13 protein-coding genes are annotated in these 25,531 nt (G+C 70.3%); 3 read left to right on the forward strand and 10 right to left on the reverse strand.

From position 1 onward, the window contains the following. Position 1: 1 nt before the first annotated feature. From EAO76_RS34240 to EAO76_RS34260, 5 genes are read right to left on the reverse strand one after another with little or no spacing between them, the layout of a single operon-like run. Positions 2-406, reverse strand: a complete 405-nt coding sequence (locus EAO76_RS34240) for a DUF742 domain-containing protein (RefSeq protein WP_376041163.1) — start codon at positions 404-406, stop codon at positions 2-4. After that, entirely contained in the window at positions 403-840 is a 438-nt protein-coding gene (locus EAO76_RS34245) for a roadblock/LC7 domain-containing protein (RefSeq protein ID WP_148839970.1), read from the reverse strand. The genes EAO76_RS34240 and EAO76_RS34245 overlap by 4 nt, the downstream gene beginning before the upstream one ends. Beyond that, on the reverse strand, positions 837-5,825 hold the full coding sequence (locus tag EAO76_RS34250; protein WP_316248388.1) for an Eco57I restriction-modification methylase domain-containing protein: 4,989 nt from the start codon (positions 5,823-5,825) through the stop codon (positions 837-839). Before EAO76_RS34250 ends, EAO76_RS34245 begins: the two co-directional genes overlap by 4 nt. After that, positions 5,825-8,797: a DEAD/DEAH box helicase gene (locus EAO76_RS34255; protein WP_148839971.1), complete on the reverse strand. Its 2,973-nt coding sequence runs from the start codon at positions 8,795-8,797 to the stop codon at positions 5,825-5,827. Before EAO76_RS34255 ends, EAO76_RS34250 begins: the two co-directional genes overlap by 1 nt. Positions 8,798-8,837: 40 nt before the next feature. After that, on the reverse strand, positions 8,838-15,209 hold the full coding sequence (locus EAO76_RS34260) for a protein kinase domain-containing protein (RefSeq protein WP_148839972.1): 6,372 nt from the start codon (positions 15,207-15,209) through the stop codon (positions 8,838-8,840). A gap of 269 nt (positions 15,210-15,478) precedes the next feature. Between EAO76_RS34260 and EAO76_RS34265 the strand changes: the two genes are divergently transcribed. Genes EAO76_RS34265 through EAO76_RS34275 form a run of 3 tightly spaced genes read left to right on the forward strand, consistent with a single transcriptional unit; the run spans position 15,479 to position 18,713 of the window. After that, on the forward strand, positions 15,479-16,645 hold the full coding sequence (locus tag EAO76_RS34265) for a DUF262 domain-containing protein (protein ID WP_148839973.1): 1,167 nt from the start codon (positions 15,479-15,481) through the stop codon (positions 16,643-16,645). Further along, complete coding sequence (locus EAO76_RS34270) at positions 16,646-17,758, forward strand: DUF3696 domain-containing protein (protein WP_148839974.1); 1,113 nt, start codon at positions 16,646-16,648, stop codon at positions 17,756-17,758. Further along, positions 17,736-18,713, forward strand: coding sequence for a hypothetical protein (locus tag EAO76_RS34275; RefSeq protein ID WP_148839975.1), 978 nt, complete (start codon positions 17,736-17,738; stop codon positions 18,711-18,713). The genes EAO76_RS34270 and EAO76_RS34275 overlap by 23 nt, the downstream gene beginning before the upstream one ends. 249 nt (positions 18,714-18,962) lie before the next feature. Here EAO76_RS34275 and EAO76_RS34280 read toward each other — a convergent pair whose 3' ends face one another. The 5 genes from EAO76_RS34280 to EAO76_RS34300 all read right to left on the reverse strand — a co-directional run bounded on the left by EAO76_RS34280 (position 18,963) and on the right by EAO76_RS34300 (position 25,516). Beyond that, positions 18,963-19,844 (reverse strand): geranyl diphosphate 2-C-methyltransferase, encoded by an 882-nt coding sequence (locus tag EAO76_RS34280; RefSeq protein ID WP_376298739.1) that lies wholly within the window; start codon positions 19,842-19,844, stop codon positions 18,963-18,965. Positions 19,845-19,860: 16 nt separating this feature from the next. Beyond that, entirely contained in the window at positions 19,861-21,186 is a 1,326-nt protein-coding gene (locus EAO76_RS34285) for a family 2 encapsulin nanocompartment cargo protein terpene cyclase (RefSeq protein ID WP_148839977.1), read from the reverse strand. 105 nt (positions 21,187-21,291) lie between these two features. Beyond that, positions 21,292-22,704: a family 2B encapsulin nanocompartment shell protein gene (locus EAO76_RS34290; protein ID WP_148839978.1), complete on the reverse strand. Its 1,413-nt coding sequence runs from the start codon at positions 22,702-22,704 to the stop codon at positions 21,292-21,294. Between the two features lie 451 nt (positions 22,705-23,155). Further along, complete coding sequence (locus EAO76_RS34295) at positions 23,156-24,685, reverse strand: UDP-N-acetylglucosamine 1-carboxyvinyltransferase (RefSeq protein WP_148839979.1); 1,530 nt, start codon at positions 24,683-24,685, stop codon at positions 23,156-23,158. 207 nt (positions 24,686-24,892) lie between these two features. Then, positions 24,893-25,516, reverse strand: a complete 624-nt coding sequence (locus EAO76_RS34300; protein ID WP_148839980.1) for an RraA family protein — start codon at positions 25,514-25,516, stop codon at positions 24,893-24,895. Positions 25,517-25,531 lie beyond the last annotated feature (15 nt).

Here is a 25,531-nt window from a genome sequence, read left to right on the forward strand (position 1 = left end):
TTCAGAGTCTCCGGAGTCCGTCACGAACGGCGGCGAGCAGGCCCATGTCGGCCCCGCCGGCCGCCCGCGCCACCGAGAGCGGGGCGCGGGCCAGCAGCAGGCCCTGGGCGACGAGGTCGGCCAGCAGGATCTTGGTCACCGACACCGGGAGGCCGAGGTCGGACGAGACCTCGGCGACCGCGGACGGGCGGCGGCAGCGTTCCAGGATCATCCGGTGCTCCGGCTGGAGCCGCCCCGGCAGGACCGGCGCGCCGCGCTCGTCCCGGGGGTCCTGGACGGTCGTGAGTACGGTGATGAGGCTGAAGTCGTCCCGCTCGGGAGCGGTCCGGCCCCGGGTGATGGTGTACGGGCGCACCATCGTGCCCGCACCGTCCTCCGCGTCCTCCTCCTCCCAGTACGGGGTCACGCGAGCTGCCCGCCCCCGGTACCGAAGGCGTCGAACTCGCTGCGGGCCGGGGTGCTCAGCTTCTGGCCGACCTGCTGCACGAGGTTGTGCATGGCGAGCGACATGATCTCGGCGTCCACCTCCTGGGAGGCGATCACGGCCAGGTGGGTGCCCTGCCCGGCCGAGATGATGAAGAGCCAGAGTTCGTTCAGCTCGACGATCACCTGGTGCACGCTGCCGCCGTTGAAGAGCTGGCCGACACCGCGGGCCAGGCTCTGCTGGCCGGTGCAGATCGCGGCCAGCCGCTCGGCGTCGGGGCGCTCGATGGTGCGCGAGTGGCTGACCACCAGGCCGTCGTCGGAGAGCAGGACTGCGTTCAGGGTCTCGGCCACCGAGTCCACCAGCCCGTCGAGCAGCCAGTCGAGGTCCTGGTGAGTGGCGGTTGTGCGTGTCATGGCCGTTCTTCTCTCGTGGAAAGGGGGGTGGCGGGCGGTGCGGGCTGCGCGGACGCCTCTTCGGTGGCGCGGGCGGCGCGGGACCGGCGCTGGAACGCCCCGATCGCGGCTCCGGCCCGGCGCGGCGTCGCCGGCCGCGACGGCGGGTTCTCCTGCCGTCCGGGCTGGTCCGGTGCGGTGGGCCGGGCAGCCGGCGCGATCCGCAGTTCGTCGGCCAGGCTGGCCTGGCGCACCCGGCGCGGCAACGGAGGCTCCGCTCCGGGCGAGGGGAGGGCGGACCGGTCGGCCCCGCCCTCCTGGTGGACGGCCTCCGGCTCCGGCGGGGCCGGGTGGTCGGGCACGGAGACCGGCAGTTGCGCGGGCCGGGCGGCCTGCGGGCCGGGGCCCGGGAGGGACGAGCCGTCCCCGGCACCGGTGGGGTACGGCGCGGCGTACGGCTGCTGAGGGACCGTGTACGGCTCCTCGGGCGCCGGGTACGGCGGCTGGTCCACGGGGTACTGCCCCGCCGCCGTCATGTACGGCCGCTCGGCCTGCCCGTACGGGTCCTCGGGCGCGGGGTACGGCGCGGCCGGTGTGGTGTAGGGGCTTTCCGGCACCCCGTGGGCGGCGCCCCGCACCGGCTCGGCGGTCCCCGGTGCGTCGGGGGACCGTTCCGGGCCCGCGGCCGGATTCCCCGGTGCGGCGTACGGCTGTTCCCCGCCGGGGAACGGGGCCGGGTCCGGCTGGTGGGACCGCTGTTCCCGCTCCGCCGGGTACGGCTGCTGCTCCGCGGTGGCGTAGGGCGCGCCCGCGGCGTTCAGCGCGGTGACTCCGGCCAGGGCCTGGCCCTGTACGCGGGTGGGCAGCGCGCCGTCGGCCCGGTCTCCCACGTGCTGGCCGAGCTGATCGAGAAGAAGGGTGAGGGTGGAGCGGTAGGTGCCGGACTCGCCCTCGGTGAGCGGGGTCTCCAGGGTGAGGCCGGCGGCGGCCATCCGGTCGTACTCGGCGAGGATCAGGTTCTTGGTGCGGTATTCGCCATGGGCCTTGATGTCGTTGTCGCGGGTGACGTTGAAGGTGTCCAGGATGTACGCGGTGTCGTCGCGGGTGATGCCGTAGAGGTGGAAGAAGAGCGCGTCCAGCTCGGCACGGATGACGGCGCGGCGGTCGGTGTCCCAGCGGAAGGGGGCGCCGGTGTCGCCTAGATCGCGGGCGAAGGGGGTCATGTCGGTTGCGGTGTAGGTGAGTTCGAGGACGCGGGGGGTGATGAACTCCGCGTGGGGCGCGAGCTGGTTGGGAGTGGGGACAGGCATCTGCTGGATGTAGCCGTAGGTGAGGTGCGTGCCGCCGATCTTCTGGCGGACGGAGTAGTCGCAGGCCATGGAGGACCAGACGGCGGAGAGCAGAGGGGTGTGGTCCGGCGAAGCGGGGAGGGCCAAGGGGTAGGGGTGGCCGAAACCGTGGGCCGGAGTTGCAGTTGCGATCAGCGTGCGCTCGTTGCCCGCGTTGGTGATGTCACGCCACCCGAAGACCCACTCCCGGTTCCACCCCTTGGCAGTCAGACGGCTGTGGGCGCCCGGCTTCATGATCGGCTTGCCGTCCTTGTCGACCTCGCCGGTCGGGACATCCTGTTCCGGCACCCAGTAGCGTGGCAACGGTACGGCGGAGGCGTCCTGATGCTGCTCCACGGTGAAGCGCGGCAGGGTGCCCACGGCAAGCTGCTTTTCCGTGGCGTTCTCGTACGTGGAGAAGCGGTGGTCGTAGTGGTGCAGCACCTTCGCCTCGTACAGCGGGAGCAGGCGCTCCTCGCCGCGGGCGAGCACGTTGCCGTCGAGGGTCCAGCCGGTCTTGAGGAGGTCGTCGAGCGTCTCGGCGTTCTGGGCTGAGGGGCGGAACAGATGGGAGTCATCCGACATGTGGAACATGCGCATGAGCGAGATGTCCCAGGGGTTCCCACCCGCCTCCTTCGCCTCGTCGATCAGTACCGGCACGCGGCGATAGATCCCCAGTGTGATCTCGGCGTCCCGGCGGCTCCGGAAGACCGGGCAGGTGCCGGTGTTCGGGTTGAGGAGCTGGATGTCGCGGCCTGTCAGGGGGTAGGAGCGTTCCGAGATCTGCTCGATCTGACGGACTCGGAAAGCGATGGAGATCGGGGTGTCGGGAGAGCCGGAACCCGCCATGCAGAATAGGAAGAATGGCCGGTCGTGGTGAACACCGGGGAAGATCCGCTCTTCGTTCTCGAAGCCGTACAGCGCGACGAGGTGCCCCCTGGTAATCAGGTCCTTGAAGAAGAACTGCGTCGTCGCGTCCGTGGCGATCCCCGTCGGCACGATTACGCCCGTCCGCCCCCGAGGCCTCGTCAGCACGCGGTCGCTCTCCGTGAACACGGCGTACGTGTTGATGTCACCCCGCCCTGTCAGCGGGAACCGATCGCTGGCCCGCAGGAAGTGCTTTTCGCCCTCCGCGCGCCGCTTGGCGGCCTCGAACTCGGCGTAGAGGTGCGCGCCATCACGGTCATCGCGCAACTCAGCAATGAGCCGCTTCCGCGCGGCCGCGTTCTTGGCCCCGGCGATGCGGGGGTCACGCTGCGCGAAGAACTCCTGCTCCTGGAGCTTCACCCGCTCCCACGGCGGGTTCCCCACCACCGCGTCGAACCCGCCGGCCCACCCCGTCCCGCCCTGCACGCCAACCCCCGACTCCGGGACGGCGAACACCTCCGGGAACTCCAGGTGCCAGTGGAAGAACCGGTACTGGTCCCGCAGCTCCAGGATCTGCTCGTGCGTCGCGTCCGACACCGAGGACTGGTCCCGACCCCGCAGCGCCCGGAACACCTGGTCGGTCGGGGCATCCGGCGCACCCGCGTGCTTGGGCCACACGAACGCCGCGCACCAGGCGTCGGCGGCGTGGAGGTCCTGGACGTACGCCGACGACTCCACGTACACCCGGTACGCGGCCTCCTGGGCGTGCACGTCCTCCAGCGAATCGGCGGGAGCGGCAGTGATCGCGGCGAGCTCGACGGCGTACCGCTCGTTGCCCGGCAGGGGCTCCGTGTCGAAGAGGAGTTCGTCCTGGCCGCCCCGCTGGGCCTTGTTGCGCTTGACGAGGCCGGAGGCGTGCTTCTTGTCGTCGCCCTCGATGGGCTTGAAGGCGTCGTCGGGGACGCCGTCCGCCAGCAGTTTCGGTGTCGCGCCGATGAGGCCGTTGCCGTGCTTGACGTGGGCGTCGAGGAAGCCGAGTGCCTTGCCCGGTTCCATGGCCTCCAGCCACAGGGAGACCTTGGCCAGTTCCACGGCCATCGGGTTGAGGTCGACACCATAGATGCACCGGGCGACGACCTCGCGCAGGGCGTGGCGCACGGTGCCGTCCGTCGGCTCCGGGTTGTGCTCGCGCACCGAGGCCACCCGCTTGGCGATACGCCGTGCCGACGCGACGAGGAAGTGGCCGGAGCCGCACGCCGGGTCACAGACCGTCAGGGACAGCAGCTCGGCGACGATGTCGTCGGCCGGGTCGGGGCGGCCGGCGGCGGTGGCCCGCTGGTCACCCCGCTTGAAGGCTTCGTCCAGCACCGGGTCGAGCGTCGTGTCGAGCAGGCACTCGATGAGCGAGGACGGGGTGTAGTAACTGCCGGTCGTCTTACGGCTGTTGCCCGCCACCTCCACCAGCTCGAAGGAGCGGTCCGTCGCGGAGTGCTTCGGCTCCAGCTCAAGCAGGGACTCGTAGACCGAGCCGAGCTCCTCCGCGTCCAGGTGGCGGTAGTCGACGGGACGCCAGCGGCGGGCGCCCGGGTCGCGGACCTGGGCGAGGTGGCGGACGGCGGAGAGCAGCGACTCGTTGGACAGCTTGAGGCCGTCGAGCGGGGCATCGGTCTCGGTGGGGGAGAACAGGCCGCCGAGGCCGGGCAGGGCCAGCTCGGGGCGGCCACCTTCCTTCCCGAGGGCTTCGAGGACGATGCGCAGGGCCTCGTACTGGTCGCCGTGGGCCGTGCCCTGGCGGCGGCGGGCGCGTTCGCGGAGGCGGGCGGAGGAGAAGTACCGCTCGTACGCCTCTCGACGGGAGTCGTCGGCCTCCGGGTCGAGCAGGGCGTCCCGGTCCTCGGCGACGAAGACGAACAGCAGCCGGTAGACCAGGCGCAGCAGGGCGTCGCGGAGGGCCTTCGGGTCGGTGTCCTCCCGCAGCGCGCCGTTGTCCGGGTGGCGCAGGAAGCCGGTGCCGAGGACGGTCAGGGCGTTCTGGACACCCAGGCGGAGCTGGTCCAGGGCGCGGGTTCCGGAGGTGACGGCCTCGGCGCGCCACTTCTCCAGCCAGCACCCCGACGCCGCCGTCCCCTCAGGCACCGCGAACCGTGACGCGTGCAGCAGGCTGTACAGCAGCACGAACTCGCTGAACAGCTCGCCGTCGAAGAGGGCTTCCAGGTCGAAGTCGACGTAGGCCGCCGTGGAGAAGGACGACGAGTCGCGCAGCAGGCGCAGCTGACGGCCGTTGGTGACGATGGCCCACAGGTGGGCCTCGGTGCGGTTGAGACAGTCCTGCACCATCGATTGGGGCGGGATCTGGCCCTTCACCGGGGGCTTGTCGAGCTTCACGTTCCACGGGACCTGGTGGATGAGGGCCGGGCCGTGGCGGTGGGAGACCGGGAAGCGCTTCTCCGGGTCGGAGTCCGCCGGAATCCCCGCCGCGCCGACCTCCGTCAGCGCGCCGAAGTCCAGCTTGCGGAAGAGCTGGGCCAGCCAGTCGGTGCCCGCGCGGCCCGTGGGGTCGGCGGCGGGATCGCCGGTCACCGGGTCGGAGGGGAGCGCGGTGCGCAGGTCGCGCCAGAGGGGCTTGAGGTACTCCCAGGCGCGCTCGGCCTCGTTGCGTACGGGCACCGAGGCGGGCAGGCCGTAGTCGGCGGGCTTGGTGCCCGGCAGGTTCCGGGTCTCCGCGATGCGCAGCAGCATGTCGGAGGGGAGCAGGCCGCCGACCGGGGTGACGGCGGTGAAGGCCAGGGAGTTGCGGGTGGCGGCGGACATCAGGCTTCGGCTCCGGACACGGTAGAGGCGGCGGACGCGACGGGGGCGGGCTGCTGCGGCAGGTAGACGTAGACGCCGAGGACGTCGGCGGGCTCCTGCGGGACGACCTTCAGGCCGCGGACGATCTCCTCGTTCGCCTTGCGGACCCGGCGGTGCGAGGAATCGAGCTCGGCGGCCAGGCGGGTGCCGTACTCGGTGAGGTGCGCGGCGAGGTCCGGCAGGCCGTTCAGGTCCTTGGCGATCTGGTTGCGGACCAGCTGCTCGTGGGTGTTGGCGGTGGCGCGGGCCGAGAGGAGGGCGGCGGTCGCGTCGTCGTCCAGCCAGCGGGCGCGCGACGGCATCCCCTCGTACGCGAGCAGACGGGCGTCCTCGGCGACCAGCTGCCGCTCGCCGTTGCGGGACGGGAGCGTGAGGTGGAAGCGGTAGCGGACCAGCAGGAGTGTGGTGCGGGTGGTGACCGCGTCCGTGGTGACGACGCCGCAGCGGCGGGCCGGCCGGGGGCCGGGGGTGTTCGCGTCGAGGGCCGAGTCCAGGACGTACGAGGCGATGGCGCCGATCACCGGGTCGGTGCGGACCAGGGCTGCCTCGCCGCGCGCGACCGCGGGCGTGGTGCGGAAGGGGATCTCCCGGTCCTCCTCGACGAGCCGTCCACCGAGCGTGGCGGCGAGCGCGTCGCGCAGTCCGGCCGGGGCGCCGCCGGGCTGGGCCGTGAAGTCGCCGCTGTCGTCACGCGGGTCGCGGACCAGCGTGTCCAGGCCGCCCAGCGCCTCCAGGGCGAAATCGCGGACCTCCTCCGCGCCGCCGAGCGCCGCTCGTACGGCGGCGACCTCGCGCGCCACCTCCTCGGGGTGGATCGCGCGCTGGGCGTACTTGGAGCGGGACGTCTTCTCGCGTTCGGCGGCCGAGTTCCACTCGCGCTCGATGCGGTCGAACGACTCCTGGTGGCCGTCCAGTTCGAACAGGCTCTCCTGGCTGCCCTGCCGCCCGTGCAGCAGCAGCCACTCCACCACCGCGTCGGTGACGCCGGAGGCGGTCTCGTCGGGGACGGAGACGGAGATGCCCAGGTCCTTCATGATCTGCCGGTGCTTCATGAACAGCACCTCCAGGACCTTGCCGTCGATGCCGTTGTCCTCGCCGAACATGGTGATGACACGGACCTGGTCGCGCTTCTGCCCGTAGCGGTCGACCCGGCCCTCGCGCTGGTCGTGACGGGTGGGGTTCCAGGCCAGGTCGTAGTGGACGACGGCGTCGAAGTGGTGCTGGAGGTTGACGCCTTCGGAGAGGCAGTCGGTGGCGATCAGGACGCGGCGGACTGCCGGGTCACCGGCTTCCCCGGCCGCCTCGGCGGTCTCGGCGGCGAGCTGCTCGATGCGCTCCAGGCGCTGCTGCGGGGAGAGGGTGCCGGTCACCGCGGCGATCCTCGTCTTCTTGCCGAGCTTGCCCTCCAGCTGGGTGGCGAGGTACTCGGCGGTGGGGATGTAGCGGCAGAAGACGATCGGGTGGTAGCCGTCGGCGATCAGGCTCTTCAGATGCCGGGTGAGCGCCTTCAGCTTCGCGTCCCCGGCCGGGCCGACGAGTTCGGCGGCCCGCTGGGAGAGTTCGAGCAGCCGGGCACCGGCCTCCTCCGACTCGGCGGCGCCCGGTGCGACGTCCATGCCTTCGAGCCGGTCGTTGTCGGCGGAATCGGCGGCCACCGGGAAGCCCAGCGCGTCCGCCTCCTGCGCGGTGCGGGCGGCGGCGGACTCGGAGCGGGTCTTCAGGGTCTGCGCGGCGGCCGCGGGCGAGGACACCATCGAGCGCAGCAGCGCGATCACCGACCACCAGGCGATCCGCGCCTCCCGCTTGCCCTGCTCGCCCGCGGTCGCGACGCGGTCGCGGGCGTACGCGATGGCGTCGTCGAGCAGCGCCCGGTAGGCGGGTGCCAGCTTGTACGGCTCGTCCTTCGTCCAGCGGTCGGACGGGAAGGCGGTCCGCTCGGCCAGGGAGTCGTCGGCGAGCCCGTCCTCCTTGGTGAGGTAGTCGCGGACGTCGGCACGCTTGCGGGCCACGAAGTGCTCGGCGAGCTTCGCCCGCCCCGCGGGCGACTCCAGGTCCAGCGTCGCGAGTTCGGGCCGCACCAGGCCGAGCAGATTGCGGAACGCGGACTCCTTGCCGGAGTGCGGGGTCGCGGTCAGCAGCAGCAGATGCCGGCCCGTGTCGGCGGAGATCTTGCGCAGCAGCTCGTGACGGAGCTGGTTCGACGTGGACGCGGAGCCCTGCGCGGCGTCGTCGGCGGCCACGCAGGAGTGGGCCTCGTCGACGATCACCAGATCGGGGCAGTGCCGTACGAAGTCCTCGCGGTGCCGGGTCGACTTGATGAAGTCCGTCGAGATGATCGTGTACGGGTGCTTGTCGAACAGGGACTGGCCCAGCTCCAGGCCACGCTCCAGGCGCGACACCGTGGAGGCCAGGACCAGTTCGGCGTCGATGGCGAACTTCTCCCGCAGCTCGGACTGCCACTGCTCGGCCAGTGCCGGGGAGCACAGCACCGCCAGCCGGGCCGCCTCGCCCTGCGCGAGCAGTTCCTTGGCGATCAGACCGGCCTCGACCGTCTTGCCGATGCCGACGTCGTCCGAGATCAGCAGCCGCACGGTGCGCTGCCGCAGCGCCATCAGCAGCGGGACCAGCTGATAGGCCCTCGGCTCCACGGCGATCGAGGCCAGCGAACGGAACGGGCCCGCGCCCGAACGGAAGCCGATACGGAGCGCCGTGCGCAGCAGACCGGCGGACCGCTGGTCACCCAGGTCGTCCGGGCCCGGTGCCGCGAATTCGGCCGGGCGCACCTTCTCGAAGGAGGGGAAGACGGCCGCGATGTCGTCCTCGCTCCCGCCCAGGGGGCGCAGCACCAGCATGTCGGGGGCGCTCTCGGGCAGCACCACCCATTCCCGGCCACGGGCGGCGACCAGGGAGCCGGCTGTGTACGTGAGGCTCATGAGATGTCCCAGTTCCTTGGATCGAGAAGAGGTGGTGCGGTCAACGCATGTGGAAGTAGGCGGCGTTGTGATCGATGATGGCGTCCCAGTCCGCATCCGTGGGGAAGCGCAGGACGTCCCATCCGGCGTCCTCCAGGCGGTAACCGGCCTCGACGTCGCGGGTCGAATCGGCCGCCCGGCCGGGGACGTCGACGAACACGGCGAGGTTGGCACCGTCCAGACGGAAGACGAGATCCGGGCAGGCCCCCGCCTCCGGGACGAGGACCTTGGCCTTGTCCGGCATCCGGAAACCCTTCGCCCTGAGCCAGCCGAGCAGGTCACCGCTCGCGACGAGGGCCCCCAGATCCGTCTCCAGTGGCGTCGGCGTCGGCGCGGGCGCTGCGGGCTCCGCGGCCCCGGCGGGCGTGTCGGTCTTGCCGTTCGCTGCCGGGGCCAGCCTGCGGAAGCGTTCGCTGCGGGACTCACCGCGGTCCTCCCGCGTGGTGCGGGCGGTGGCCAGCCGCGCGAGCAACGGCTGCGCGCTGTGCCGGCTCAGCTTGCGGTGATGAGTCTGGTTGGCGTAGGTCAGCAGGCAGGCGTAGCAGCCGCGGGCGCACTTCTCGCCCTGTGCCGGACCGCCCTCGTCCTCGCCCGTCTCCGGGTCGAAGTGGCAGATCTCCAGTGCTGTCCGGGCGGCCCTGGCGAGGGCGTCCTTCTCGTGCTGGATGCGCCGCAGCACACCGGCGCCGCCCTCGGCCGCCTCCGTGAACAGGATGCGACGCCGCGGGCCGTCGTCCGGAGGCAGCAGTTCGGCGGTCAGCTCGGAGTCCTCCAGCTCGAACGCGGCCTCGATGCCCCGCTCCAGCGCGTACAGGAACGACAGGGCCACCGGCTCGGGCTGCGGCTCGTCCAGGGTGAGCACGAGGATGTTGCGGCGGTCCTCCACATAGGGCAGGACACGCTTCTTGCGGCGCTTCTCGTTGCCGTCCTCGTCGACCACCGGCATGCCGGTGCCCTCGATGGCGTCCGCGGCGGCCCGGTCGTTGAGCCAGCGGCCGTCGCCGAGATCGAGCCAGTAACCGTCCGGCTCGTTCTCCTTGTCGCGGACCCGGCCGAGGTTGGTGATGCGGACGGTCGCCGAGTCGCCGTAGTCCAGATCGAGGACAGGCGCCCCGTCGATGTCGGTGACGTGCGAGGTGAGGCGTCCCTTGCGGGCGCCGTGGCCCTGGAACGCGTACGAGGTCTCCAGGCGGAAACCGGCCCGGCGGCGCTCCTCCTCGTCGGAGGAGATCCGCTCGCGCGGGGTGGTGTACACGGTGTGCAGGTGGAGCAGGCCGGTGCGCTTCTTTCCCAGGCTCTCGTCGCACATCTCGCACACGTCCACGCCGGGCTTGACGACGTGGTGGTAACCGCAGTTGTCGCAGCGCCGCGTTTCCGCCGTCGCCAGGTCGCCCGAGGCGTCCGGCGGCAGTTGCACGCGGGTGACCTGGTAGCGGGCGCCCTCGTGGTAGATCAGCGCGCCGGGGCCGAACTCCCGGATCGCAAGGAACCGGGGACGCTGGAGGTAGTCCCCGTCGGCGTTGCGGCGGTTGCCGGAACGCGGGATGTACGCGGCCAGCGGGAGCCGCGGGAAGCTGTAGCCGGGCAGGAACCCCTCGGACGCCAGATAGCGGTACGGATTGAAGTCGCTCATCACCGACTTGCTGTCGGACGAGCGGTTCAGCAGCAGGTTCGTCTGGGTCTCGGCCTCGCGGCGCCGACTGCGCGCCCGGCTCTGCTCGCCCTGCGAGAGCGTGTGGTCGACGACCCGCTTGTTCTGCTCGTACTGATCGACGACAGCCGCCCGGAACAGCTCGCGCCACCGCTCGAAGGACTCGTCGAACCAGTGCGGCGCCCGGTCGATCCGGTCCTCGATCCACTCGTCGTACCACCAGGTGGTGGCCGCGAAGTCGGCGATCAGCGGGGCGAGGACGGTACGGGCGGCGGCGACCGCGCGCCGCCGCGCGCCCTCGTCCAGGGACAGGTCGCGGATGTGGGGGAGGAGCGGCAGCGGCATCTGCGGATCGGGGCGGTCGCTGCCGTCGGGGTCGTAGGCCACGTCGACGACGTCCGGGATCGCGATGCCCAGCTTCATCCCGGTCTCCGCCAGCCAGATGCCCTGGAGGTGGGAGCGGACCAGATCCTCGTTGGCGAGATCCAGTCGCGGGGGCGCCACCTGCCCGGACACCATGTCCTGGGAACGCCGGAAGTAGTACTGGTCGTGGCTGTTGCCCGTGGCGCAGTACGTGGTCACCAGCGCGGGCTGACCGGAACGGCCTGCCCGGCCCGAGCGCTGCGCGTAGTTCGCCGGGGTCGGCGGCACATTGCGCATCAGCACGGCGTTGAGCGAGGAGATGTCCACGCCCAGCTCCATCGTCGGGGAGCAGTACAGCAGCGGCAGTTCGGCCTTCCGGAACTCCTCCTCGCGCTCCAGCCGGTCCTCCGGGGGAACCTGCGCGGTGTGTTCCCGGGCGAACAGTCCGGCCAGTTCGGCCGCCGCCGTCCGGTACAGGTCGCGGAAGAACGGGTTGACGCGCGGGCCCTCACCGCTGCTGTACGTGCGCGCCAGCGGGTCGACCGCGCCCCGCTCGCCGTCTCCGGCCCGCCAGACCAGGGCGGCGGCCGACACCCGGTAACCGGTGCGCTTCTCGGCCGCCCGGCGGCGGAAGGCGGGGCCGGAATACTCGGGGGCCGCCTCCACCTCGCGCACCAACTCCGCCTGGAGCAGCACCTTCAGCAGGTCCCCGATGACGGCCTGGACATCGTCCAGCGACAGCGCGCGCAGCTCGGGCATGTTTCGCCGGAGGTACTTGCCGAACTTGCCGCGGGCCGACAGGAACAGCGCGGAGCGCTCCATGCCCGGCCGCGAACCGTACGGGTACGCGGTGCCGACGGTGGGCTTGTCGCTCTCGCTCAGGACCCACGGCCCGACGAGACGTTCCTCGCTCGCCCGCTGCAAGGTGTCGAAGTCGTCGCGGAAGTACTGGACGTCGATGGCGAGGGCCCGCCGCATGTGGTCGAGCAGTGTGCGGGCGACCTCCTCGCGCAGGGCGGGGTCGGCGTCGCGCAGCACGGCGTGCGCGGACTGCCAGCGGTCCGGCCGGGCCGCGATCCAGTCCAGGTCCTCGTAGTCGATCCGCAACAGCCCCGTCTGTTCGAGGTTGGGCATCGTGATGCGCCAGCCGCGCTCCAGATCCCGGTAGAGCCGGTACCCCACGACGTCGCGGAAGGCCTTCGTCGCACGGCGTTCCATGGAGGGAGCGAGGGAGGCGGCTCCGGCGTACTCACGGGGCGACAACCCCATCACCTCGGTCACCGCCTCGGCGAGGTCGTCGTGGCGCAGCCCCTCCTCGCCCGCCTGCGCCGCGGCCCGGTACAGCGCGCCGCGCAACTGGGTCACCTGCGCGAAGTCGTTGAAGTGGCCGGCCTGGAGCGAGGCGTCCTGCCGGTTGTCGACGAAGGTGAGGAGCTTGCGCGCCTCCTTGCCCAGGCTCTCCTCGGGCACCGCGCGCAGGGACTTCACGATCGACGCGGAGATCAAGGAGGTGGCCGAGGAACGCCCCTCCTGGTCCAGGGTGGCCAGCTTGGCGAAATCCCGGCCGCGGGTCTGCTCGTAGGAGACCTGGCAGTGCACACAGAACAGGAACGGCGCCGGGACGAACGCCGCCACCAGCCCCTCGCCCGACTCGTTCCCGAACGCGTCCACGACGACGCGCCTGGGCACCCGGGGGCGGTAGGACTTCTTGACGACGGTCACGCCCTGCGCGTCCGGCTCCAGCCACGACTCCGGCAGCCGCCTGTCGTCCACGGCGCTCTGCGGATCGGCCGGCCACTCGTAGTCCTCCCCGGGCATGCCCAGGTACAGGTAGCCCTCGCCGTCGCGGCCGCCCGACGCGGAGGTGTTCCGGCGCGGTTCGTACCGGTACGTGCCGTTCTCCTCGGAGCGCCAGACGGTCAGGTACTCCTGGCCGCACTCGCGGCAGAACGCCAGCGGGAACAGCGGCTTTCCGTCACTGTCCGGCTGTTCCAGCTGGTAGGTGCGGGTGAGCGGACGGGTGAGCGGGTCCTCCAGCGTGGTGTAGACGGTGTCGCCCTTGGAGAGGAACTGGTGCAGCCGGAAGGCGAACAGCGGCCGCTCCGTCACCGGATGCTTCGCCTGCGCACCCGCCTCCAGCGTGGCGCGGATCGCCTCGCGCACCCTCTCCTCGGGCACCCCGGACTCCGCGGCCAGCCCGGCCGCCGCGGCCTCGACGGTGTCCGGTGCGCAGCGGCGGAGCCGCCCCGTGCCCGCCTCGTGTTCCAGACCGAACCGGGACTCCACCCAGCGGGCCAGCGAGTCCTTCGTCAGCGCCTCGTACGAGCGGGGCGCCGCGGATGACCGCAGCCGCTCGGCGGGCACGGTCGCCGGGGCCTCATCGGCCGCCCGAATGAGAGTTTCGCCGATGACCCGCTTCGGCAGCACCGTCGTACCGAACAGCCGGCCGGCGACCTTGGCGACCTCGCGCCGCTGGTCCTCCCAGGAGCCCTCGGTGGACATGGTCGCCGAGGTGCCGATGCACTGCATGGTCGCCGAGGCCCGGCAGGCCTCACGGACCCGGCGGATCAGGAACGCCACGTCCGCGCCCTGCCTGCCCCGGTAGGTGTGCAACTCGTCGAAGACGAGGAACTGCAGACCGTCGGCCATCCGGATCAGGCTGGACCGGTCGTCCGGCCGGGTCAGCATCAGTTCCAGCATCACGTAGTTCGTCAGCAGGATGTCCGGAGGGTTCTTGCGCAGCTCCCGACGCTGCTCCTCGGACTCCTGGCCGGTGTAACGGGCGAAGGTGACCGGCTCGCGGCCGTCCCCGAAACCGTGGTGCAGGTACTTCTCCAGTTCCTTCAGCTGGGAGTTGGCCAGGGCGTTCATCGGGTACACGACGATCGCGCGCACCCGGCCACCCGCGCCCGGACCGGCCGCCTCGCGCTCCTTCAGGACGTGGTCCACGATCGGGACGATGTACGACAGGGACTTCCCGGAACCGGTACCGGTGGTCAGCACATAGGAGTCGCCCGCCTGCGCGGCCTCGATCGCCTGTCGCTGGTGGAGGTGGAAGGTGAGCGGACGGCCGTCCGGGCGCGGCGAGGTCTCCTTCTTGTCCGCCTGGAAGATCTCCGCGCACCGGGGGTGCAGCATGCCGTCCCGCACGAGATCGGTGACCTTGCCGCCGTCGGCGAAGAACGGGTTCAGCGACAGCCACGGGTCGGGCCACTGCGACTTCGCCGCCAGGTCGTCCTTGACGAAGCCGTCGATCCGGGCGTCCCGGAACACCGTCGCGCTCCGGGTGAAGTTCTCGTACTCGCGGATCAGGTCGGAGTGGATGCCGAAGACGTCCATCGTCTCGGGCAGGCGCGGCTTCCTGCGCGGCACGGGTGCGGGCGCGGCCGGGGTGCGCTCGGGAAGCAGAGTTCGCAGCCGCTCCACCGGGTCCATCACCTGCCAGTGCGGGGCCAGCAGGGCGGCGGTGTCGTCCGGCGCGAGCGCGAGCGGGACCAGCGCGTCATGGACCAGAGCGGCGTTCTCGGGCCGGAGCTCGGCGTCCTTCTCCAGGAGTCGGTCCACGAGCCGGACCAGTCCGGCGGGCAGGTCCGGGCGGACCAGGGTCAGTGACGGCGGCTGCTCGTGCTGGTGCTGTTCGGAGAGCTCGAACGGGGTTCTGGCGGAGAACGGCGGCTGCCCGACCAGCAGTTCGTACAGGATGCAGCCGAGCGCGTAGAGGTCGGCGAGGGCGGAGACGCGCTCGGCGCGGAACTGCTCGGGCGCCATGTAGCGGGCCGTGCCGACGCTGACGCCCGTGCTGGTCAGACGGGTCTGGTCGGGATCCTCGACGATCGTGCCCATGCCGAAGTCGAGGATCTTGACCGTGCCGTCACCGGTCAGCATCACATTGGCGGGCTTCAGGTCGCGGTGGACGACCCCGGCCGTGTGCGCGGCGGCGAGACCGGAGGCGATCTGCGCCCCGACGGCAGCGGCCCAGGAGACCGGGAGCTGAGGCTCTTCGTCGATGAGGTCCGCGAGCGGATGACCGTCCAGCAGCTCCATGGCGAGGTAGGGCAGACCACTGCCGCCCGGCGTCCCGTCGACGCCGCCGTCGATCAGCCGGGTGAGGTTCGGGTGCCCCTGGGAGAGCATGCGCATGATCCGCACTTCGCGGCGGAAGCGGTCGATCTCCGTGTTGGACCCCGAGGTGTCGACGGCGATCCCGGTCCGGCCGCGCAGCACGGTCTTGAGCGCGACCTCCCTGTGCGGGGAGTCCGGGGCGGCATGGAGGTCCTCGGCCCGGTGGACTTCGCCCATGTTTCCGCGCCCCACGATTCCCTTGATCCGGAACCGTGCGTCGACCGTCTCCGGGCTCATGCCCCTCCCCGTTCCACTTGTCGCGTACATCCCGCGAGGGAGTGTACACCAATGCCCTGTTGACTCAAGTCGAATGAGTGTGTTGACGTCGTCAACGCACTCAAGGGTTCTGGTCTGTGGAGATGGATCCGGCGGTGCGGCGGATCGAACGGGCGGCACTGTGAGGGGGTGAACGTGCGGTGAGCCGGGCCGGGTGGGTCGCACAGCCCTTGATCCTGCCCGGGCAGGGGAGGCCTTTTTGGTTCCGGCTGCCCGGCTACGATCGTCCCATGACGACCTCGGACACCCCCCAGCTGCCGAAGATCACGGAGGAGCACTTCCTCGACACAGGCACCGGAGTCGAGGCGGAGATCGAGACCGAGGAAGCGCCACCGGAGATCGAGCGGCCGTGGAATCCGGAGCAGATTCGGGTCAATACCAAGCAGTTCTCGTTGCGCAACGTCCTGGACATGATCGAGGATGAGTCGTTGGAACTGGCACCGGACTTCCAGCGCGGTCAGGTGTGGAAGCCGGTGCAGAAATCGAGGCTCATCGAGTCCGTACTGCTGCAGATTCCCCTTCCGGCCTTCTACTTCGCCGAGGACACCGATGGGCTCATGCGTGTGGTCGACGGTCTCCAACGCTTGTCGACCATTCGCGATTTCGTGCGCGGGGGAACGGAGCGGGGATTCGCGCTGAAAGGCCTGGAATACCTGAAGGGCGCGGTGGAGGGAAAGCGCTTCGAGGATCTCCCCGCCCCGTGGAGGAGACGCATCTACAACACTCAGATCGTCACCAACGTCATCGACCCGACGACTCCGTCGGATGTCATGTACGACATCTTCAAGCGCATCAACACAGGGGGTACGCCCCTGAACGCGCAGGAGATCCGGCACTGCATGAGCAAGGACCGCAGCCGGACAGTCCTGAGGGAGATGACCTCCACGGCGGAGTTCAACGCGGCGACCAACGACTTGGGCGGCCACATCCGGATGAACGACCGGGAGATGGCCCTGCGCTTCGCCGCGTTCTGGTTGATGGGGACGGACGGCTACGCGAAGTACGCTGCGATGGACCCCTTCCTCCAGCGGACCACCATCATGCTGGACAACGAGAAGGACGTGACTGAGGCCAGGATCGAGGACCTCATGGCGGCTTTCCGTAAGGCCATGGTGAATGCCCGGCTGGTTTTCGGCGACCAGGCGTTCCGCAAGTGGCCGTTGGGGTCGGTTGGTCGGAACCCGATCAACCGGGCGCTCTTCGAGACGTGGTCGATCGTCCTCGCCGATTATGATTCCTCGGATCTTGAGCAGCGCAGTGAAGAGATCGTCACCCTCGCACGCAAGCTGATGACGCGCGACTATCGCTACCTGGAGGCCATCACCTCCTCCACGGGTGATGTCCGTCGGGTGATGTACCGGTTCGAGGCCACCGCCCGGATCGCGGGGGATCGGTAGATGATCACCAACCTGCGTGTCCGGTACTTCAAACGCTTCGCCGATGAGTCCTTCGCCCTGCGTCCTCTCACCGTGCTCACCGGACTCAACGGCACGGGAAAGAGCACCACCATCCAGAGCCTGCTACTGGCCCGCCAGCTCGTGGACGCACCGGCCGGCAAGGTGGTGCAGCTCAACGGCCCCTACGGACTCGCCCTGGGCGAGGCGCACGAAGTCCTTCACCCGGACGCCCCCGACTCCACCATCGAGATCGAGATCACCGGCGACGGCGCGGAGCCGCCGAGCGTTCACCGTTTCGTGGTCCGCGACGAGCAGGCGCTCTACCTGGGGGTTGCAGACAAGGTCGATCGGCCGCCGACGGCACTGTGCGGCAGGGGAAGCGCGTTCACCTATCTCTGCGCCGAGCGTCTCGGGCCCCGCGACCAGCTGGGCGTTTCCGCCGAGCATCCCGACCTTCTCGGTGTCGGCGTGCAGGGCGAATACACGGCGCAGGTGCTCGCCCTGCACGAGACCCGGCAGGTGTCCGAGCCGCTGCTCCACCCGACGACCCGGAGCACGCACAACGTCACCACCTTGCGTACACAGGTGGAGACCTGGGCCTCGGACATCATCCGCCCCATCAAGATCACCGCGCAGTGGCCGCCCGGGATCACGGCGAGCACCATCCGCTTCCAGGAGCCGGGACTGCTGAGCGAGCCGATCCGCCCGGCCAACATGGGCTTCGGGTTCTCCTACGCCCTGCCCGTGATCGTCGCGGGTCTTCTCGCCGGCCCCGGGGACCTGTTGATCGTCGAGAACCCGGAGGCTCATCTCCACCCCGGCGGTCAGTCCAAGCTGGGCCGTTTCCTCGCCCGAGTCGCCGGGACCGGTGCCCAGGTGATCGTGGAGACGCACAGCGATCACGTCCTCAACGGGGCCCGGCTGGCCATGGCGGAGGAACAGAGTCTGCTGCCCGAGAACGCGGTCGTGCACTACTTCGGCGAGGAGGAGGCCGGCTCCGTGCCCATCGAGTTCACCGCGAAGGGCGAACTGACCGAGTGGCCGCGGGGATTCTTCGACCAGATCGAGCAGGACCTGGGGAGGTTGGCACGTGCCAGGCGCAGGGGACGGTGAACCGTACCGGATCGTCGTGGACGAGTCGTCCTTCGACTTCAGGGGGCTGACGGAGGAGCGGCTGACGGACCTGCTGGACGATTTCAGCGACACGCTGGAGGAGCTGTTCGAAGAGCAGGCGGTCGCTGTTTCGCCGTTCTGGTTGGACGTGGAGTGCGTGGACGACCGTGCGGTCTACGACGTCCTGTACGAGGGGGAGGCGCCGCGCGCCGGGCGGGACGCACGGCTGAGGATGGTCCGCCTCATGGATCGCTGCCCCACCTGGGACACGGACCTCTCCGGCTTGCCCGACCGCGTCGAAGTAGTGGGCACCGAAAGGGACTTCGCCTGGTCTCTCTGCTACGCCTGGTGGCAGACGAGGCAGAGGCGCCACGTGGCATGCCTGGTCTTCCCCGCCGAAGCCCGCAGCGGCTGGCTTCCGGTCTCCGCCATTGACGGGGTGGTCGGCGAGCCGATGGCGGAGAAGGTCTTTCACTTCGTCGATCCGTCTGCGCTTTCCGAGTTCTGGCGCTCCCTCTTCGAGCGGGAGAACACCACGGAGCAGGACTTCTTCGACCGTGCCCGCCAGAGTTTTCCCGGGTTGGTCTTCGCCGATTCCCTCTCCTTCCGCAAGTTCGACGGCACCTACACGGAGATGCGTGACTGGGTCGTAAAGATTCTGGGCGTGGTGCACGACCACTTCGCCGATGCCATGACCCTGCACTCGGGGCAGCCGCACCAGGTGCAGGCGGAGTTGGGGCGCTTCGGCCTGGCCCTGTCCCCCGAGAGCCCCAACACCCGTTCAAAACCCGGGATCATGAAGCAGCGGGACGTCGACCATGAGGGCGAGACCTATCGCTGCGAGTGGCACGGCAAGAAGGAGCGGCATCGCAACCGCGTCCACTTCAGCCTGCCCGAAGCCCGTCTCGGCGGTCGCATACTCATCGGAATCTTCGTGGACCACTTGGACACCTGACGAGAGTGTTCAGGAGACAGGGGCCGGGCCGCGTACCGATCCGGTCCTGGGACGTCCCCGGGGAGAGGCGGTGGACAGCTTGCACCCGAGGAATGTGGTGAGGCGATACGGCGGCTTGCGGTTCTGGTTCAGGAGTGGGCAGAGCCGCCGAGGGCTCCCCTCCGCAGGGGTTCGGTCTGCGGAGGGGAGCCCTCATGGAGCCCGGTGTCGGGACACCGGGCTCCTGCGTCCGGTCGGCAGGAGGTCGGGTCAGACGCGGTCGGCCGCGATCAGGAGGTACTGGAAGGAACCGTCCTTGTAGGAGTTGATGAACGCGTCCTCGATCCCAGTGACCAGCGAGGACGTGGCCCGCAGCTCCCAGTAGGGCAGGGTGTCGGGGGTGAGGTCGATGACGGCCTGCGGCACGAGGCGGTTGTCGGCCATGGCGCGCAGGTACTCACGGCGCGAGTGGATGTTGCACTCGAAGTGCGCGTTGATCTGCGAGACCCACTTCGAGGGCTGGCCGTACCGCGGGTTCCAGCAGCCGGTGATGGTCACGTAGCGGCCGCCGACCGAGAGGACGCGGGAGTGTTCGGCGAAGAGGTCGTGCAGGTCGACGTACATGCTCGACTCGTTGTTCCACGAGGCCGCGGCCGAACCGGTCTCGAAGGGCGTGGCGAGCATGTTGCAGACGCGGGCGCGGACGTGGTCCTCGAGGCCGAGCTCACGGGCGCGTCCGTTGGCGAAGTCGGCCTGCTTGGCCGACAGCGTGACGCCTTCGACCTTGCACCCGAAGCGCTGGTGGGCCATCACCATCGTGCCGCCGCGGCCGCAGCCGGCGTCCACCAGGGTGTCGTCGCGCCCGATGTCGCCGAGCTGCCCCAGGAGGAACTCGGCCTGCGCCGACTCCAGTCGGTGGAGCTCGGTGATCAGCTTCTTCTCGCGCTCGCTGTCCTCGGGGTCGCCGAGCGCGGCGTGGTCGACCTCACCGATGCCGTAGTGGTGGTGGTAGAGGCCGTCGACAGCGCCGAGACGCAGGTTCACGGGCCTGGCCTCCCCGTCCCAGTAGCGGGCGATGTCCCCCTGGTAGGGCGTCGCCGGGTGGGGGATGAGCGGGGATGCGACGGTGGCGGTGAGCTCGGTGTTGGGCACGGATGAATCCATTCTCTTACCAGAAATCGGGCAGGCTGTAGCGATAGGTGTTGGACTGGTGCCAGTGGTGGTTGCCGTCGACCCACGCGGCCACGCCCCGCAGGAAGCGCTGCACGGTCGGGACGGGGCAGGCGGCGGCCAGGGCCGCGGCCTCGGTCTCGAAGTCGTGCATGAGGTCGTTGTGGACCTCGATCGACTTCAGATAGGCATCCCGGTCGGAGAGGCCCTCGCGCTCGGCGATCACGACGGGCAGGTTCAGGTGCTGCCCGGGAGCGTCGAGCTCCTTGGTGTACGAGTACAGGTCGTTCACGATGGTCGTCGCGTTTCCCGCGAGGGCGATGACCTTCTGCATGGCGGCTTGGGCGTGCAGGTCCGCCGGCAGTTCGTAGCCACCGACGGTGTCGGTGATGGTCGGGCAGGGGCGGAAGTTGTTGAACTGACGCATCGCCAGGTACTCCCACACCTCCGGGACGCGGCCCAGCTGGGCCCAGGCCGCTTCGGCGAGGTACCCCATGTGCAACCGGGCCATGTCGTGCCGGAACCGGTCCGCCTGGGAGGGACTGGCCGCACTGACGAAGTACTCCATGGCGGAGCGGTAGGCGCGCCGGGGCGCGTCCGAGTGGAGCGACTCGGCCCACTGCGGCTGGTATTCCTTCGTCGTGTACAGGGGGTCGAGGGCGGTGTGCGCCAGCAGGAGGCGTTCGCCCAGGCCGACGGGCGAGCCCCCGTGGTCCTCGCAGTAGCAGTCGTCCACCGCGTTCTCGGCCACCATCAGACGCGTGGCGAGCATCAGGTGGTCGACGGTGGGCGCGTCCGGGTGGCAGCCGACCATGTAGCGGCCCACGGAGAAGCCGTCGAACTGCTCCTCCCACTCCTCGGGGTACAGGGAGACCTCGTCCAGCGCCCAGGACTTGATCCTTCGGCTGACCTCCTCGACCCGCACCGGGTCGGGCTCGGGCACCGGGTGGTGGTAGAGGCCCGGGACCGGCATGCCTTCCGGCGCCCCCGCCGGGGGGACCGGAGGTGTCGGCGGTTCCTCCCGCGGTGTCAGGCGCAGGCCCGCCGTGCCCAGCCCGTTGGGGCCCCGCAGGATCCGGTCCAGGTCGGCGACCGGTACCGGTGCGGATGCCCCGGCCGCCGGGGCGTCGGGGACGGGCGGGGCAGGCACGGAGGGCGCGGAAAGCGTGGGCGGGGCGGGCGGGAAAGGTGCGGCGGGCGGGCCGCCGAAGGCGGCCCCGGCATCGCGGGCGCGGGCCGCGGCGGCAGCCAGTACGTGCGTCCCGAAGCGGGAAGCGGCCTCGGGCAGGCTCGACTGCGGCGGTGGCAGTTCGGGCACGGGCATCCAATGGCTCCTCGGTGGGTGGGCGGCTGTCCCGGGGCCCTCGGGCACGCGCGACCTCCCCGGAGGGTCCGGGGTGTCGCGCGTCTGCCCTCCGGGCCGGGGCCGTTACTTGGGCCAGCGGGCGATCTGCACGTTCTCCAGCACGCCGACCGCGTCCGGCACGAGGATCGCGGCGGAGTAGTAGGTGCTGACGAGGTAGGAGATGATCGCCTTCTCGTCGATGCCCATGAAGCGGACCGACAGGCCCGGCTCGTACTCGTCCGGCAGCCCGGTCTGGTGCAGGCCGACGACGCCCTGGTTGTCCTCGCCGGTACGCATGACCAGGATCGAGCTGGTCTTCTCCGGCGTGATGGGGATCTTGTTGCAGGGGAGGATCGGCACCCCGCGCCAGGCCGGGACCTGCTGGCCCCCGAGATCGGTGTGGTCGGGGTAGATCCCGCGCGCGTTGAACTCGCGCCCGATCGCCGCGATCGTCCGCGGGTGCGCGAGGAAGAACTTGGAACCGCGGCGCCGGCAGAGCAGTTCGTCCAGGTCGTCCGGGGTCGGCGGGCCGGAGTGCGTCTGGATGCGCTGCTTGAAGTCGGCGTTGTGGAGCAGGCCGAACTCCCGGTTGTTGATCAGCTCGTGCTCCTGGCGTTCGCGCAACGCCTCGATGGTGAGCCGGAGTTGCTCCTTGGTCTGGTTCATCGGCTCGTTGTAGAGGTCGGCTACCCTCGTGTGGACCCGCAGAACGGTCTGGGCGACCGAGAGTTCGTACTCGCGCGGGTGCAGTTCGTAGTCGACGAAGGCGCCGGGCAGTTCGTGTTCCCCGACGTGGCCGGCCGACATCGCGATCTCCGCCTCGCCGCGGTGGTTCTGCCGCCGGTCGGAGAGCGAGGAGAACTCCTGGACGTGGGCCTGGAGGCCGGGCGCCGTGGACAGCACGGCCGCGAAGTCGGCGCGCGACAGCGTGAGCAGCGTGCCCGAGGTCTCGGCGGTGACGGTGTGCTCCCACCGGCCGTCCCCGTCCAGGAGGGCGTGCTCCCCGAACCGGTCGCCGTCGGCGAGGACTTCCAGCGCGACCTCGTCACCGTAGTTGCCGACGGAGGTTTGGTTGACGCGGCCGTGGGCGATCAGGTGGAGCTTGTCCGCGGGCGTCCCGCGCTCGGCCAGCGTCTCGCCCGCCCGGAAGTCCTGCTGGACGCAGCGTCCGGCGAGCGCGGTCAGCACCTCCAGGTCGTCGAAGCCGCGCAGCATGGCCAGTTCGCCGAGCTCACGGGGGATCACCCTGACGTGGGAGCCGTCCTGGACGAACTCCACGGTCCCGTCGCCGACGGTGTAGGACAGGCGGCGGTTCACCCGGTAGGCCCCGCCCCGGGCCTCCACCCAGGGGAGCATCCGCAGCAGCCAGCGGGAGGTGATCTCCTGCATCTGCGGGGCCGATTTGGTCGTGGTGGCCAGGTTGCGGGCGGCCGCCGTGCCCAGGCTGGATTGCCGGGGCAGCTCCGGTCGTACTTCCGGGCTCGAGTCAACAGTCATCGGGCAAGCGCTCCTTGGGAGGGCGGCGACACGCGTATGCGGACGTCATTGGGCAACGGGGGAGGAAAGGTGTATGTGACGGGAATCCGTCCAGATCCAGGGGAACCCTAGTTGCCGCTTCGCTTTCCGGAGCAAGGAAAGCTGTCGACGTTAACTCGATACGCTGATCGTGCCCGCCCGCATGTTTGCCCGAGGACCGACGTGATTCAGCCGCAATCGGCGATGCGCCCGACAGGTGGCCGATTTGGCATCCGGCGATGCGGTAGTGACGGCCCCGAGCAACGGGAAGGCCTGACTCCTCCCGGCCCAACTCCCCGAAGAAACAACGGGAATGCCGTCGCACCCTTCCCCGCCCGGCATGCATGCGGGGTGGGGAAGGGCGCGACGGCATTCGCGGTGAAGAGGGGGTGTGCAGGTGTCCGCGGCGAAGGGGTGCGACGGTGTCCGCGGCTCAGATGTCGCGGAAGATCTCGATCTGCGCGCCCACCGAGTTGAGCCGTTCCGCCAGCTCCTCGTAACCCCGGTTGATGACGTACACGTTGCGCAGGACGGACGTGCCTTCCGCCGCCATCATGGCGAGCAGCACCACCACCGCGGGGCGCAGGGCGGGCGGGCACATCATCTCGGCGGCGCGCCAGCGGGTCGGACCCTCGACCAACACCCGGTGCGGGTCGAGGAGTTGGAGCCTGCCGCCGAGGCGGTTCAGGTCGGTGAGGTAGATGGCCCGGTTGTCGTAGACCCAGTCGTGGATGAGGGTCTGGCCGTGGGCCGATGCGGCGATCGCCGCGAAGAAGGGCACGTTGTCGATGTTGAGCCCGGGGAACGGCATGGGGTGGATCTTGTCGATCGGCGCCTCCAGCTTGGAGGGCCGGACCGTGAGGTCGACCAGGCGGGTGCGGCCGTTGTCGGCGGCGTACTCCGTCGTACGGTCGCAGTCGACGCCCATCTCCTCCAGCACCGCGAGTTCGATCTCCAGGAACTCGATCGGCACCCGGCGGATCGTCAGCTCGGACTCCGTCACCACGGCGGCGGCGAGGAGGCTCATCGCCTCGACCGGGTCCTCGGAGGGGGAGTAGTCGACGTCCACGTCGATGTGCGGGACGCCGTGCACGGTCAGTGTGGTCGTGCCGATGCCGTCCACGCGTATGCCGAGCGTCTCCAGGAAGAAGCAGAGGTCCTGGACCATGTAGTTGGAGGACGCGTTGCGGATGACGGTGGTGCCGTCGTGCCGGGCGGCGGCCAGCAGCGCGTTCTCGGTCACGGTGTCGCCGCGCTCGGTCAGGACGATGGGGCGGCCGGGGGTGACCGTGTGGTCGACCTGGGCGTGGTAGATGCCCTCGGTCGCGGCGATCTCCAGGCCGAAGCGGCGCAGCGCGATCATGTGCGGCTCGATGGTCCGCGTGCCGAGGTCGCAGCCGCCCGCGTACGGGAGCTTGAACCGGTCCATGCGGTGCAGCAGCGGGCCGAGGAACATGATGATGGAACGCGTCCGGCGCGCGGCGTCCGCGTCGATGGCGTCCATGTCGAGCCGGGCCGGCGGGACGATCTCCAGATCGGTTCCCTCATTGATCCACCGGGTGCGCACGCCGATGGAGTTGAGCACCTCCAGGAGGCGGTAGACCTCCTCGATCCGGGCCACCCGGCGCAGCACCGTGCGGCCCTTGTTGAGCAGTGAGGCGCAGAGCAGTGCCACGCACGCGTTCTTGCTCGTCTTGACGTCGATGGAGCCCGAGAGCCGGCGTCCGCCGACCACCCGCAGGTGCATGGGCCCGGCGTAGCCGAGCGACACGATCTCGCTGTCGAGCGCCTCACCGATGCGCGCGATCATCTCAAGGCTGATGTTCTGGTTGCCGCGCTCGATGCGGTTCACGGCGCTCTGGCTGGTGGCGAGCGCCTCGGCGAGCTGACTCTGTGTCCAGCCCCGGTGCTGACGGGCGTCACGGATGAGCTTGCCGATGCGTACGAGGTAATCGTCTGACATGGCGAAAGGTTATCTCAGATATGAGATGAGACTTGCGCCGGGGTATGCCGTTCGGGTGAACGGGTGCGCATGACCGCGTGGCGGTCGCGCTTCCGGGCCCGTACGAGTGGTACGGGCCCGGCGCTCACCGCGCGTTCCATGGTTCCCGCGGGCCGCCGCGACGGCACGCGCTGCGCGTCCGTCCGGGGCGGAGGGGGCTCCTCGCCGTCAGTTCTCGAAGCCGTTCGCGCGCAGGATGTCGTCGATGCGGGCGCGGTGCGCGGCCTCCCACGCGTCGAGGGACTCGCCGGCCTCCTTGTCCGCCTTCTTCCGGGCGTCGGCGAGCACCTGCTCCCGCCGGTCCCGGGGCGTGACCACGATGCCCTCCTCGTCGGCCACCACGATGTCACCGGCGTTCACCAGCACACCGCCGCACCGCACCGGTCCGCCCAGCGGCTCGACGGCCTTCTTCGTGCCCGGGATGGGGATGATGCCCCGGGCGAAGACGGGGAAGCCCATCTCGCGCACCTCGGCGAGGTCGCGGATCACCCCGTCGGCCACGAACGCCGCGATACCCCGGCGCCGGGCGACGGCGCAGACGTTCCCGCCGGCCAGCGCGTGATCCACGTCGCCCGACTCGACGACGATGACGGAGCCGGGCTCCGCGCGGTGGATGGCCGCGTGGAGCATGAGGTTGTCGCCGGGCGGGCACCGCACGGTGAACGCCGGTCCGGCGACGCGCGACACCGGGGACCACAACGGGCGGATGCCGATGTCCATGACCTGTCCGCGGCCCAGGAGGTCGGCGAGGGTGGTCGGGGAGATGTCCTTGAACCCGCTGACGTCGTTCACGTTCCGTCTTCTCCT

Source organism: Streptomyces sp. sk2.1 (assembly GCF_008120935.1).
In the GTDB taxonomy this organism is placed as follows: Bacteria; Actinomycetota; Actinomycetes; order Streptomycetales; family Streptomycetaceae; genus Streptomyces.